Raw genomic sequence first — 13,375 nt, 5'->3', positions numbered from 1 at the left:
AGAAAGAACCGTCCAAACGGACGGTTCTTTCTTTTACGGAGAGAGAGGGATTCGAACCCTCGCACCGCTTACGCAGTCTAACCCCTTAGCAGAGGGTCCCCTTATAGCCACTTGGGTATCTCTCCAAAGCTATGGCTCCCCGAACAGGACTCGAACCTGTGACAACTCGATTAACAGTCGAGTGCTCTACCAACTGAGCTATCAGGGAATACATTTTTAAATTTATCATGAATTTTATTTGAAGTCAAGCGTATGCAATTTCAATTTCCCCCTGCATTTTCCACATGCATATTTGCGCGGGTCCAGCTTTCTTTTGCGCATATACTCCGTCTTGCAAGCCGTGCAAACCAGCTTGTACCGGTACGGCTCACGCCGTTTGGCTGTGGGCAGGGATCTGCAGAACCTGGTTCCGCCTACCTGCTTCAGCAGCGCCTTAAAGTCCGCATCCCGGTGCTGGTATCCCCTGTTCAGCAAATGCAGATGATAATGACATAGCTCATGCTTGATGATTTTCTCGACGTCTTCCTTCCCGAATTGCTCCAGCTGATGCGAGCTGATCTCAATATCATGGGACTTTATAAAATAGCGGCCTCCCGTCGAAGTCAGCCTGCGGTTGAATCGCGCTTGATGCAGAAACGGACGGCCGAACGATTCCAAAGAAATTTGCTCCACCCACTCCTGCAGCTGCTGGTCATTCACACTTGTCCACCCACGTTTCTTTCGCTATTCTCACTTGAATTGTAACCGCATCATAGGCTACACTGTCAAGTAGATAGTTTATCCATCGGATAGTTAGAGCAGCAAAAGCACGAGAGGAGTCCTTATTCATGTCCAAAATGAAATACGCCGTTCTGCAGCTGGGCACAGCCATCGAATTTGTCGAGCTGCCCGCTTCCCACATGTACCAATTAACGGCATTAAATTTACGTCTCCATAAAGAATTAGAAAAACTGACCGCATCCAATGTACCTTCCCTTCCTAAGGTTATTGCCGAATGCGACGGCTTGGATATCGTGAATCCGGAATACAAGCTGCATCACGGTCTGGACTACATTAACCAGCTGGAGAAAGCCTTCTCCTCCATCAATGAACAAGCCTACCCGCTGATTTCCCTGCTGACCGAAATTCGCGCACTGCAGGCTCAGCTGGAACAGTGGTACGAGGACGAAGAAGAACTCGCCGATTAGGACCTGCACCTATCAGCCCACCCAGCCATATGCTATACCATAAGAACGAAGGCGCATAACGGAAGGGCGGGAAGGGGCTGATTCATATGCCGCAATGGCTTTGCAATCAATTAATGCGGGCATACTATAACAAGAATTTAAGACAAATCCGGTTGTTGAACGATTGCTGGTTTTTCTACCGAACGCGAAGGAGCGATTCGGAGGAATCCTCATCTTCACAACTTTAATAAAGCGAGTGTTCACCAAAAAATAGAGCATAGCAAGGAGATGTATCTCCGGCTATGCTCTATTTTTATGTAGCCCATAAAAGCTTCTGCTGGCTTTAAGGCCTATCCGGTTTAGCGTATTCCCTTCAAATTGATCGTAGAGGAAATCTCACCTTTTTGCTGGGCATTATGAAGCCCTGGAAAGAAGACGCCGAGACCAGAACCGAGGAAAACGGTTTTGGCCTCGGGCACGCTCCCCCATGCCTATGAGGGCCTTCACATTACCATTAAGGCTTTTTCATGGTCAGGCTAACGCGGCCCTTTTTCAAATCCACGCTCAACACCCATACGGTTACCGTGTCTCCGACAGACACCACATCCATCGGATGCTTCACATAAGAGTCGCTCAATTGGGAAATATGGACGAGACCGTCATTTTTGATGCCGATATCGACAAAAGCACCGAAGTCAATAACGTTGCGCACCGTACCCTGAAGCTCCATGCCCGGCGCCAAATCCTCGATCTGCAGCACATCCGTACGGAAGATCGGGGCTGGCAGCTCGTCCCGCGGGTCGCGTCCCGGGCGCTGGAGGCTGTCCAAAATGTCGCGCAGCGTAGGCACGCCGACACCCAGCTTAACAGCCAGCTCCGCAGGCTCCACCTGCTGAAGCATGTCCTCGAGCTCCTGGGAGCCCAGCTGGGACAGCTTCAGCTTCAGCTCAGCGAACAGCTTGTCCACGACCTCGTAAGATTCCGGATGAATCGGCGTGTTATCCAGCGGATTTTTCCCGTCGCTAATACGAAGGAAGCCGGCGCACTGCTCGAAGGCCTTCGCTCCCAAGCGGGGTACCTTTTGCAGCTGTGAGCGGCTCACGAACTTGCCGTTATCCTCGCGGTACTTCACGATATTTTTGGCTAACGTGCTGTTGATCCCCGATACATAAGAAAGCAAAGAAGGCGAAGCCGTATTCACATCCACCCCGACATGGTTAACGGCGGATTCAACGACGAACGTCAAGCTCTCGTCCAATCTTTTTTGCGTCACATCATGCTGGTATTGACCGACACCGATCGCCTTGGGCTCGATTTTGACCAGCTCAGCCAATGGATCCTGCAAACGGCGGGCGATAGAGATAGCGCTGCGTTCCGCAACATCAAGATCCGGGAATTCGGTTTGCGCCAGCTTGGAAGCCGAGTAGACGCTCGCACCCGCTTCGTTGACGATCAAATACTGCAAGCGGCGCTCCTTGATCTCGCTGATCAGCTCGGCTACGAACTGCTCCGTCTCGCGCGATGCCGTACCGTTACCAATAACAATGAGCTCAACTCCGTAAGTCTCGATCAGCTTGCGGAACTTGGCCTTAGCCTCGGCTACTTTATTGTTAGGAGGGGTCGGATAGGTCACGGCAATCTCCAGCATCTTGCCCGTCTCGTCCACTACAGCAAGCTTGCAGCCTGTCCGGTAGGCCGGATCGACTCCCAGCACCACCTTCCCCTTCACGGGGGCTTGCAGCAGCAAATTGCGCAAGTTTTCGGCGAACACCTGGATGGCCTTCTCCTCCGCCTTCTCCGTCATCTCGTTGCGAACTTCGCGCTCAATAGACGGCGCCAATAGCCGCTTATACGCGTCTTCGATAACCGCCTGGAGCGTGTCCTTCACGACGGAAGGACCCTTGATCGTCCGGCGTCCGATATAATCGTGGATCCGGTCTGTTTGGACCTCCAGCGACACCTTCAGCACATCCTCCCGCTCCCCGCGGTTAATGGCCAGAATACGATGCGGAGGCAGCTTGCGGACCGGCTCCTGGTAGCTGTAATACATTTCATAGACGGATTCCTGCTCGGCATCCTTCGCCTCGGTTCTTACAATCCCTTGGTCATATGTATATTGACGTATCCACGCGCGGATTTTGGCATCGTCGGCAAGCTGCTCCGCCAGGATATCCATCGCCCCCTGCACAGCCTCGTCCGCTGTCTTAACGCCCTTCTCTTCGCTGACGTACTTGCCCGCTTCCGCTTGGAGATCTCCCTGCCGCGGCTGGGACAGAATCCAGGCTGCCAGCGGCTCCAGGCCTTTTTCCTTCGCTACGCTTGCCCGGGTTTTCCGCTTCTGACGGTAAGGACGGTACAGATCCTCCAGCTCCTGCAGCTTGACGGATGCTTCGATAGATTGCTTTAGCTCATCCGTCAGCTTGTCCTGTTCGGCAATAAGCCGAATGACCTCCAGCTTGCGTGACTCCAGATTGCGCAAATACGTCAGTCGCTCTTCGATGTCCCGAAGCTGGTTCTCATCGAGCTCCCCCGTCATCTCTTTGCGATAGCGAGCAATAAAAGGAATCGTATTGCCTTCATCGAGCAAGCCAACCGTAATACGAACCTTGGCTGCGGCTAACCCCAGCTCACCCGCAATTTGCTTCAAAATGCGCTCCTGAATGGCCGCCTTCATCTCTTCATTTAGCTCGGTCCCCGCTTTGTTGTCCTCTAGCTGCAGCACTTCATCCTTCGACATCGACATGTACTCCTTGTCCTCCTCCGTATTCCCACTACTAAGGGCTATCCAGTTCCGGCACAGCCCCCGAGCCCTTGTTTTAGCTGCATGCTGACCCCTCTATGGGGCCAATTTGTAGACTGCCATGCTTATCGAGAGCACAACAGCAACTCTTGTTCACGATGGTCAAAAGCATACAGACAATAAAAAACGAGGGATCCCCCACGCGGTCCCTCGCTTCAATCCCATGAATGCGTTAAAACTCAATCAGTCCCACGCTTACCTGCAATGCATCGTCCACTTTACGCATCGTCTCTTCGTCAAGGTGAGTAATTTTATCTGTCAGACGCTGCTTATCAATCGTGCGAATTTGCTCCAGCAAAATGACAGAATCTCTGTCAAAGCCGTGAGATTCCGCATCGATCTCAACATGTGTAGGCAGCTTAGCCTTTTGAATCTGAGCTGTAATCGCTGCTACGATGACCGTAGGACTGAAGCGATTCCCAATGTCATTCTGAATGATGAGCACCGGACGAATACCGCCCTGCTCGGAACCAACGACAGGTGATAGATCTGCGAAAAAAACATCGCCTCGTTTGACAATCAATAGTTACACCCCGCTAACTAAACGGTCAAGAGTGCTATCCGCTTCTTCCTCCGCTTGAAATGCCTCCGAAGCCATGTGTAAGTTGATTTTCGCCATTTCCATATATCCGCGCTGCATGGATTCCCTCAGGTGACGTTTCTTCCGTTCCACCAGATACAGCTTCATCGCCTGACGAATAAATTCGCTGCGATTCGAGTTTTCCTTTTCCACAATACCGTCTACTTCCTGCAGCAAATAGTCCGGTAAGCTGATCATGATTCGTTTAGTGTTCTGCGCATTGGACACCAAGCATGCACCCCCAAAAACATACAAACAGTATTACCATTATGGCGAATATACAGCAAAATTATACAAGATGAGTATATGCCAGAGGTATAGCAAATATGTTATACCTCTCTTGTTCCCACACCATAGAGTTCCAAGTCATAAGAATCCACAGAAGTATGTATTATACATATTCGCGGCCAAACCCGAAATTCCTCTACTGAGCTTCTATGAAAATGATTGGAAAATGTTCACATCGAGCTGCTATAACCGGGCGTTCCAGCCCTGACGCATCAACGGGTTCACCGTGGATACGACTTCTCCGTCACGGATATATACGCGCGGTACGCGGTGAGAAATCATGCAAGTAATCTCGTAATTGACCGTACCGAGCCAATCGGCATGCTCTTCCGCGGTAATCTTCTCTTCCCCTTGTCTGCCAAGGATAACAACCTCTTCGCCATTGTGGACATCGTCAATTCCCGTCACATTCATCATGCACTGGTCCATACAGATCCGTCCGACGATCGGCTTCCGTTCCCCCTTCACCAGCGCCTGCGCTTTGCCGGTCAGCATTCGGGAGAACCCGTCCGCATACCCGATCGGAAGCGTAGCAATCGTCTCCTCGCCTTGAGTCCGATAAATCGTCCCGTAGCTGATCCCCGAGTTGGCCGGAAGCGTTTTGACCATGACGACCCCCGTTTTGATGCTCATCACGGGCTCCAGCTCAATGACCTGATGGTTCACTTCATCCGATGGATACAAGCCGTACATGCTGATGCCAAGACGCACCATGTTATAGGTTAATTCAGGAGAATCAATCGCTGCCGCGCTATTGCCGGCATGGACATAAGGAAACTCCATACCTTTCTCCTCAAAGTAGGTTACAATCCTTTCAAAACGCCGGTATTGCTCCAGCGTATACGTTTTGTTCTCTTCATCGGCACAAGCGTAGTGAGTGAACAGCCCCTCGACATAAAGCCCCGGTATCGCAAGCGCCCGTTCGATGAACGAAATCGCTTCGGATTTCGTTGTAAGCCCTAAACGGTTCATGCCGGAATCGATCTTGACATGGATTTTCAGCGGCTTCTCTCTCAGCTGCAGCTGTTCAAATGCGTCCAGCAGCTCCTGGCTGTACATATTGACGGTAATATCGTACTCCCAAGCCATCTCCAAGCCTTCCGGAGGCGTATACCCCAATACCAGGATCGGTGCTGTAATCCCAGCCTGCCGAAGCTCCAAGCCTTCATCCAAAAAAGCCACCGCAATATATTCGACGCCGCACTTCAGCGCCTCCCGGCTGACCTCCACCGCTCCGTGCCCGTAAGCATCCGCTTTGACCACGGCCATCATCTTCACCTGGGCAGGCAGCACTCGACGAAACCCTAACAAATTGTGTCGCAATGCGTCCAAGGAAATCTCTACCCGTGTAGGCCGGTAAAACGAATCCATAAGTCCACCTTCTTCTGCGAAAATCAAGGGAAGCTCCCTTAAGCAGGGAACTTCCCCCTTGTCGTTTTCCATGTGTCATTCAATAAACCTATGGTAATCCGATCTACAACAGGTGTCAATGAACAAAATCTTGAATGACGATTAAATTATGAATCTCTTAGAGTAACTAGTTTTGACTTTTTACTTTTACTTTTACTTTATTTGATTCCGAAACAAGTATTTTTTTACTATCAAAAAGCTTAATTTGTAGATCTAATATTCCTGCCTTCGAGTAAAAATTATCAGGAACAATGGCAGTAATAAAGCCTTTATCGCCATACGTGGTCTCTAAAGGTTGATCATTTATATACAGAACACTCCCTGGCAAAATATTTTTTCCTTGAACAGCAATAGCGGATTTTCCCATCCATTGGTTGAAAATTACTCCTGCCTGTATTTCTGAAGGACTAACTCCAGTAATTTCCATCGCTTCTTCTCCAAGTTTATACCTCGGGTTAGCGATTTTGTCTAAAAGATTCAGTTGGCTATAAGCGTACTTTTTACCAAATAATATATCATACTGTAGTTTTGCATAATCTTCTAATTTATTGGGATCAATATTTAACTCTTGATAGTTCACTTCATTGGGTATGACAGGATTCTTTTTATAAATTGAGTATAAGTAATCTGTATAATAAGACCCCTTCAAATCAGCTAGATTAAGAAGATATGTCCCCAGAAAGGAAGGACTCATATAAAGATCCTCTTTCTCGGAGTTCATGTAATTATTCCATATTAGTAATGGAACATTATACATTTTTTGGACATCACTAAAACTATTAAAGATTTTATCATTATTTATATATTTAGCCTCTTTATAAACTTTGTAATCATCACCTAAGATAGGCAAATGGTCTCCATAAAAAGCAATTATTGTAGGTTCATCACTATGTTCATAATAATTTACTAATTGCTCTAACATTTTATCAGCATCTACGAGCCCTTGAAGATATGTTTCTAATATTTTCTTTGATTCTTCTGATAGATCACCTTTCGTAACGGTTATTGTGTTTTCCTCGTACCTGTCTGGTCCATAAGTTCCATGGTTTTGCATTGTTGCGGCAAAGATAAAATCCGGACCTTTAGTTTTTCCAGTCTGTTTTATTATCATATTCCCAACTTCGCTATCGGCTAAAAATGGACCTTTATACTTTTTGTCAAAAAATTCACTACTAATAAATTGTGCAAAGCCCATATAATTATAAACTTTTCTTTGATTATAAAACCAATTATCAAAGGCACTAAAAACTGTTGGATAGTACCCTTGTCTCGATAATATACTCGCTAGGGAGTCAATTTCGCTATTTATATAATCATTATACGCTATCGACCCTTGGCGAAGAAATCTCGTTGAGTTCCCCGTCAATACTTCAAATTCAACGTTTGCTGTACCTCCACCAAAAACTGGAGATAGCATTTTGCCTGAGGAATATTGTTTTTCAAGTTTATGAAAAAATGGCAATGGGTCTTGACTAAATGAAACTTCCTTCATTACTGTAGGGTCCCAAAATGCTTCGCTCAAAATTACAATAATATTGGGCTCCACTGTGGAAATAATATTTTTTTTCTCGATAGAATTTATAATGTTAGCTATATTTTCAGGACCATAGTTACCAGGCTCCTTAACGAAAATAGTCTCTAAATTAAGTCCTGTAGCTAACATAAACCCATTCGCATTATAATTAGTTAACTGATCCCAGTGGTAATCTTGTATACCAAATAAATTCTTTATTTGGAATGGCCTATCTAAGTGTATTGGTACTAAGATCACTAGCCCTACACACAACAAAATGATTCTTTTTTTATAATCAAGTACAGTTCTCTGCTGCGATTTGTACAACCATAGTATACATAATATTATTAACGCATTTATCGCAATAATTAATAAAATGTCTGGCGAAAAAACACCATTTAAATATTGAACTATATCAGTACCTTCATTAAACAAAAACAAATCTGATGGAAGTAAGGGTATACCTAAATATTTAACTTTAGTTTGACTAATAAGTGCAATGATTAAATAAATAATTGCATTAACACAGAAAGTTATCCTTATTCTTCCAATTATTGAATAGAGTACAAAAAATAACCCTAACGATATCACATAATTCAAAAGAAATGACTTAATATTAGAGAATATCCATGAAAGTGCTTCAATAAAACTAGTTCTTACAATAGATTCAAGCAATAGCAATAATAATAACGTTAATACTAAGTATAAAAAAGGTATGCTCTTAAATTTAATTCTGAATCCAAACAAAATAATCCCCCACTCTCTTTATTCGTAAAACAATAATATATTACTTTTTTAATGTATTGTAAATAATATATTACAGTTATATAATATCATTCCAGAACATCCGTTCTTACCAGGTCACAAAATTAGCTGACCTCGTTAACCGAAGTCAGCCTGGAATTTTTTTGTCGCAAAATAGAAATTACTCGATATCATGAATTTCTATTTAGTCGGAAATAATCCTTTACTTGCCCATCTCATCCTGGACGGCTTGAGCAACTTTAATCATCTCTGTCTGATGAAGATCCGCCGTCGACAGCCGGAATTCTACACCTTCATAGGTCCATGTCATCGTCTTCTTCTCGTCCCCGATAACAACAGCCAGGGTGAAGCCCAAATCAACAATGTTGCCCGGAAGCGAGGTTACGGTTTGCGTCTCAGGACGGGACTCCACAAGCGTATAGTTGTACTTGCCGGAGTAGCGCAGCATCACCGCATCTTCATCGCCCAGCTTGATCATCTTGACATCCTGCTTCTTCACGCCGTTAGGTACATAGTGCGGCTCGATTACGCCAAACGACAAGCCTTGTTTGGATGTATCGCCTTTCGTTCCGGCTGCTGTGCCGGTAGTACCTGCTGCGGCACCCGTGGCCGCTCCGTTGGCTCCTGTACTGCTGGAACCGCTTGGCGGGTTGGTCGTCCCGTTCGTCGGATTAGCTGCACCTGTGCCATTGGCAGCCCCCTTGGTTGCCGTACCGCTAGCTGCACCAGACGTCGTTTTGTCTGCCGGCGCTGTGGCGCCAGCATTGCCGCTGCTAGACGTTCCGGCTTTTGTTCCCTTCGCTGCGTCACTGGAAGCTCCGTTAGTGCCTGCAGCGGATCCCGCTTTAGCTCCAGTTGTGCCATTGGCAGTATTGCTGCTATTCGTGGATGTGCCACTGCTGCTAGTCGCTCCGCTAGTAGTGCCTGCCGCTTTATCTGTGGCTGCTCCCTTGCTGTCCGCCTTGCCGTCTATCGTTCCGGCATCATGAGTGCCTGGCTGTCCGGATGTCGGTAAGGACATGATGTTCCAGCTTGTCATATTCCGCTGCATGTCAAAGGAATCCTTATCAAACTTCTTACCGAATTCAAATTGATTGAAATCCACAATCATCATCACATTGGCATTCGCATCGGATACTTCCACGTGCTGCGGCGCGTAATTCTTTTTGTCCAGCCAAATCTTCTGCCGCGCAAGCGATCCGTTCTGGTAATTCGCCAAAACATCGAACACATACGCATTTTGATCCGTCGTAAAATGACGCTCATTATCCATCAGAATGCTTTGAATAAGAGATTGGTACAAATAGACTTGTCCTTGATTTTCCGGCCAATCGCTCTGGAACCGGAAGCTCTTGTTCAAGTGAGGCGTCAGCACAAACACCCCGTCATCGTTACGCAGTACAATCTGAGTAATGTCCTTCTTGGCATTCGTCAACGAGATCCGGTAGTAATGAGGGTTCTGGTACCATACCTCCACTTGATACTCCTGCGGCTCCTGCCCCGTGTGCAGCACCATCCGCCCGCTGCCTTGATAGCTCTGCAGCTTATTCATGACCGAATCCAAATCCTTCACCACTGATCCCGAATCCTTCTTGCCGCAGCCCGCCAAAACCAGGCTCAAGCTCAACACTAAGGCAATCACCCACGTGAATCGCCGCATCTTGAATCCCCTCCACCACACTAAGTTAATTTCAACTGATAACATGTCTATGTGGGGACTTGGACAATTATGCAGACAAGGTTGGGGGAGGAAATTTAAAACTCCTATAACCAGTTGGTTATAGGAGTTGATAGTAATGTCCTCATCACCCAGATATCAAAGAACGAGAAGCTCAATATGTTAGTTTCAACGGTCTAGGATCACTTGACCTTACCTCTTACATTCGATCAAACGAATAAGAGAGCTTGTTATTTCCAATAGGTAACCGAAGGGTTGTAAAAAGAAAAAGTAACACAGTTTTGGGCTAATTAGAATTAACTGCAATTTTCTTTTTCTTAAACACAAAATGTTTTTGTCCTAAATAGTTTAAAACCGTATATAGAAAAGTTCCCAGGAGTACAGCTATGTCATTATTAGATAAATATAAAACAAATAAATCAACAATCTCCTTACTTGCTGTATACGCTATAAAATAACTCCCTATAATCACGATCACAAACTTCCAAAAACTATCTTTTATTAAAGCAGTACTATTAAATGTAAATCTTCGATTAAGTATAAAACTTACAAGGGCACCGATACTATTACCAACAAACGTTGAAATCCAGTAATTGAAACCCATTATTTTTAAGCAGGCATACATTACCGATAATCCAATAATTGTATTAATTATTCCGACTAAAAGGAATTTAACTACACTTGAGTTGCAAATTTTATTTAACATGTTACCTCATACATTAAGAATTTTAGCCAATAGATATTGAATCCTTTGACTTAGTAGTAATAAGTTCATTTTCATTTAATGTCAAATCAATATCAACACAATATTTAGGACGATTTTTTACTTCTTTATATATCTTACCGATATATTCACCTAAAAGTCCTAATGCTATTAACTGAATACCTCCAATGAACCAAATCGACAAAATGATCGATGTCCAACCGGATACAACATTACCAATTAACTTAGCTATTAGTGCGTAGGCTCCTGCTATAAAACTTATGAAAAATATGGTAGAACCAATTAATGTTACAAGGCGTATAGGGGTAATACTAAAAGAAGTAATTCCTTCTAATGCAAAAGCTAGCATCTTTTTTATAGGGTACTTTGATTCACCTGCAAATCTTTCGTTTCTATCATAATACACTTCGGTAGAGGTAAATCCAATTAACGGAATAATTCCTCTTATGAAAAGATTGACTTCTTTAAAATTAACAAAATGATCTAGTGCACGTTTACTTAGTAAACGATAGTCTGCGTGGTTATGGACAATATTGACACCCATTTTTTCCATAATTCTATAGAACGCAAGTGCTGTATTTCTTTTAAAGAATGTGTCTGACTCCCGACTTCTTCTGACACCATATACAATATCAAATCCTTCATGATACTTCGCAATAAATTCATATATTGAATTTACATCATCTTGAAGATCTGCATCAATTGATATGACACAGTCTGAAAATTCCCTTGCTTTATTTAGTCCAGCCAGCAGTGCATTTTGATGTCCAACATTTTTTGCTAATTTTAATCCTTTTATATATATATTTTCTTTATTTAACTGCTCAATGATAGACCAGGTACTATCGCGACTGCCATCATCAACAAATAAAATTATACTTTGATTAGATATTTGACTCCTTTGTATTAGGTTCTTAATAATATCCGTTAATCTTATTGCTGTTTCGTGCAATACTTCTTCTTCATTAAAACAAGGAACTACAATACTTAAAATCGGCATCCCCTCTGTTTTCATTGAATCCTCCATGTGACATATTTTAATAAGCATTTTTATTAACAAAACCATTAATTATGGTTTTAAAAATAATTTTAATATCGAATAAAAAACTCCAATTCTCAATATAAAATATGTCATGCTTAATTCGTTCTTCAATGGAAGTATCTCCTCGTAATCCATTAGTCTGAGCCCACCCTGTAATACCAGGACGAATATGGTGTTTAACCATGTACTTTGGAATTTCTTCCTTAAACTGATCAACAAAATATGGACGTTCTGGTCTTGGACCCACAACGCTCATATGTCCAAACAATACATTAAAAAATTGTGGTAGTTCGTCAAGACTAGTTTTGCGTAAAAAGGCACCAAACTTTGTCTTACGCGGGTCATCTTCCGTTGTCCATTGAGTATTAGATGATTTTTCAGTTTGAACCCGCATACTTCGGAACTTATACATCATAAAATTTCGCCTATTTAACCCTACACGTTCTTGTTTAAAAATTATAGGACCAGGTGATGTTATTTTCACCCCTATAGCAATAATTATTAAAACAGGAGATGTAATAAAGATAGCAAATGCTGAGAATAATATATCAAAAGCACGCTTAAAGAAACGATTTCTAAATTCATCAAGAGGTATATCTCTGACATTAATAAGCGGCATGCCTGCAAAGTTATCAAAATAAGGCTTTGATGGAAGATAATTATAAAAATCAGGGATGATCAGAGTCTTGACTCCAGCTTTTTCGCATACGTTAATAATTCTTGCATATTTTTCGTGTGCATACAAAGGGAGCGCTATGATTACTTCATCAACTAATTTCTCTTCTAACAATCTTTCAAGATCTGATGTTTTTCCCAATATAGGTTTATAATAATTATCTGGATCAAATTCATGCTCTTTCTGATTATCATCCAAAAAACCTATTATCTCATAACCAAGGTCAGGTCTCTGAATAACATTTTTATAAAATCTTCTCCCGAGTGTACCTGCACCAATTATTAACAAAAACTGTTTGTTATAACCCTTTTGCCTGTAATGCTTTAATGTAGTTTTAAGAATATACCGATAAAAACTAACAACCAAAATATTATTTACCAAAAATAAAATCAAATATGATCTGGATATATCAAGTTCCTTAAAAACGAACAAGAAGCTTAGCAATACAAGTAAACTTATAATATGAATTTGAATAATAGTAAAGAGTTCGTATGAAAATCTTTTTTTTCGCTTAGGTGTGTAAAAATTTAAAAAATAGCTAATGATTATAGCTACACCACCATAAACTATACTCCATATAAGGTAACGACGAAATGGTAAGGCATTATCATAAGGTATAAATTCACTTTCAAATTTTATCCACCATGAAAATAAAAAAACAATTTGTACGCTTATAAAGTCAGCTATCGCATAAAGCTGTGAGAGAAAAGAATTACTTTGTCTTACCAAAATC

At 43.2% G+C, this 13,375-nt stretch carries 12 protein-coding genes and 2 tRNA genes; 2 read left to right on the top strand and 12 right to left on the bottom strand.

The window, feature by feature from the left end:
• Window positions 1-36: 36 nt before the first annotated feature.
• The 3 genes from ABEA66_RS01150 to ABEA66_RS01140 form a co-directional block, all read right to left on the bottom strand.
• Window positions 37-125, bottom strand: a tRNA-Ser gene (locus tag ABEA66_RS01150).
• A gap of 7 nt (window positions 126-132) precedes the next feature.
• Window positions 133-208: transfer RNA gene (locus ABEA66_RS01145), tRNA-Asn, on the bottom strand.
• Window positions 209-234: 26 nt separating this feature from the next.
• Window positions 235-699: a SprT family protein gene (locus ABEA66_RS01140; RefSeq protein ID WP_345585272.1), complete on the bottom strand. Its 465-nt coding sequence runs from the start codon at window positions 697-699 to the stop codon at window positions 235-237.
• A gap of 128 nt (window positions 700-827) precedes the next feature.
• Between ABEA66_RS01140 and ABEA66_RS01135 the strand changes: the two genes are divergently transcribed.
• The gene (locus ABEA66_RS01135) at window positions 828-1,187 is read left to right on the top strand and encodes a hydrolase/acyltransferase (protein ID WP_079913864.1); all 360 of its coding nucleotides are present in this window, start codon (window positions 828-830) and stop codon (window positions 1,185-1,187) included.
• An 86-nt stretch (window positions 1,188-1,273) separates the two neighbouring features.
• The gene (gene cmpA / locus ABEA66_RS01130; protein WP_144028043.1) at window positions 1,274-1,414 is read left to right on the top strand and encodes a cortex morphogenetic protein CmpA; all 141 of its coding nucleotides are present in this window, start codon (window positions 1,274-1,276) and stop codon (window positions 1,412-1,414) included.
• Window positions 1,415-1,680: 266 nt separating this feature from the next.
• On the opposite strand, the gene ABEA66_RS01125 is transcribed toward cmpA, so the two are convergent.
• The 9 genes from ABEA66_RS01125 to ABEA66_RS01085 form a co-directional block, all read right to left on the bottom strand.
• Window positions 1,681-3,903, bottom strand: a complete 2,223-nt coding sequence (locus ABEA66_RS01125; RefSeq protein WP_345585371.1) for a Tex family protein — start codon at window positions 3,901-3,903, stop codon at window positions 1,681-1,683.
• Window positions 3,904-4,138: 235 nt separating this feature from the next.
• A complete protein-coding gene (locus tag ABEA66_RS01120) occupies window positions 4,139-4,489 on the bottom strand; it encodes a type II toxin-antitoxin system PemK/MazF family toxin (RefSeq protein ID WP_028553083.1) in 351 nt (116 codons plus the stop codon).
• 3 nt (window positions 4,490-4,492) lie between these two features.
• Window positions 4,493-4,774 (bottom strand): CopG family ribbon-helix-helix protein, encoded by a 282-nt coding sequence (locus ABEA66_RS01115; RefSeq protein ID WP_079913984.1) that lies wholly within the window; start codon window positions 4,772-4,774, stop codon window positions 4,493-4,495.
• A 243-nt stretch (window positions 4,775-5,017) separates the two neighbouring features.
• The gene (gene alr, locus ABEA66_RS01110) at window positions 5,018-6,205 is read right to left on the bottom strand and encodes an alanine racemase (protein ID WP_345585257.1); all 1,188 of its coding nucleotides are present in this window, start codon (window positions 6,203-6,205) and stop codon (window positions 5,018-5,020) included.
• A 166-nt stretch (window positions 6,206-6,371) separates the two neighbouring features.
• The gene (locus ABEA66_RS01105) at window positions 6,372-8,504 is read right to left on the bottom strand and encodes an LTA synthase family protein (protein WP_345585255.1); all 2,133 of its coding nucleotides are present in this window, start codon (window positions 8,502-8,504) and stop codon (window positions 6,372-6,374) included.
• Between the two features lie 220 nt (window positions 8,505-8,724).
• Complete coding sequence (locus ABEA66_RS01100) at window positions 8,725-10,182, bottom strand: outer membrane lipoprotein carrier protein LolA (protein ID WP_345585253.1); 1,458 nt, start codon at window positions 10,180-10,182, stop codon at window positions 8,725-8,727.
• A 304-nt stretch (window positions 10,183-10,486) separates the two neighbouring features.
• Entirely contained in the window at window positions 10,487-10,906 is a 420-nt protein-coding gene (locus ABEA66_RS01095) for a GtrA family protein (protein WP_345585251.1), read from the bottom strand.
• A 22-nt stretch (window positions 10,907-10,928) separates the two neighbouring features.
• Window positions 10,929-11,939, bottom strand: a complete 1,011-nt coding sequence (locus ABEA66_RS01090; RefSeq protein ID WP_345585249.1) for a glycosyltransferase family 2 protein — start codon at window positions 11,937-11,939, stop codon at window positions 10,929-10,931.
• 22 nt (window positions 11,940-11,961) lie between these two features.
• Window positions 11,962-13,371, bottom strand: coding sequence for an undecaprenyl-phosphate glucose phosphotransferase (locus ABEA66_RS01085; protein WP_345585247.1), 1,410 nt, complete (start codon window positions 13,369-13,371; stop codon window positions 11,962-11,964).
• Window positions 13,372-13,375: the final 4 nt, after the last annotated feature.

The organism is Paenibacillus vulneris (genome assembly GCF_039543185.1).
GTDB lineage: Bacteria > Bacillota > Bacilli > Paenibacillales > NBRC-103111 > Paenibacillus_S > Paenibacillus_S vulneris.
This window is presented reverse-complemented; position numbering and strand designations above follow the sequence as displayed.

Excerpts from the sequence above, each read along its gene's own strand:
- ABEA66_RS01100 (WP_345585253.1), bottom strand. The coding sequence starts at position 10,182 with ATGCGGCGATTCACGTGGGTGATTGCCTTAGTGTTGAGCTTGAGCCTG.
- ABEA66_RS01090 (WP_345585249.1), bottom strand. The coding sequence starts at position 11,939 with ATGAAAACAGAGGGGATGCCGATTTTAAGTATTGTAGTTCCTTGTTTT.
- cmpA (WP_144028043.1), top strand. The coding sequence starts at position 1,274 with ATGCCGCAATGGCTTTGCAATCAATTAATGCGGGCATACTATAACAAG.
- ABEA66_RS01135 (WP_079913864.1), top strand. The coding sequence starts at position 828 with ATGTCCAAAATGAAATACGCCGTTCTGCAGCTGGGCACAGCCATCGAA.
- ABEA66_RS01095 (WP_345585251.1), bottom strand. The coding sequence starts at position 10,906 with ATGTTAAATAAAATTTGCAACTCAAGTGTAGTTAAATTCCTTTTAGTC.
- alr (WP_345585257.1), bottom strand. The coding sequence starts at position 6,205 with ATGGATTCGTTTTACCGGCCTACACGGGTAGAGATTTCCTTGGACGCA.
- ABEA66_RS01125 (WP_345585371.1), bottom strand. The coding sequence starts at position 3,903 with ATGTCGAAGGATGAAGTGCTGCAGCTAGAGGACAACAAAGCGGGGACC.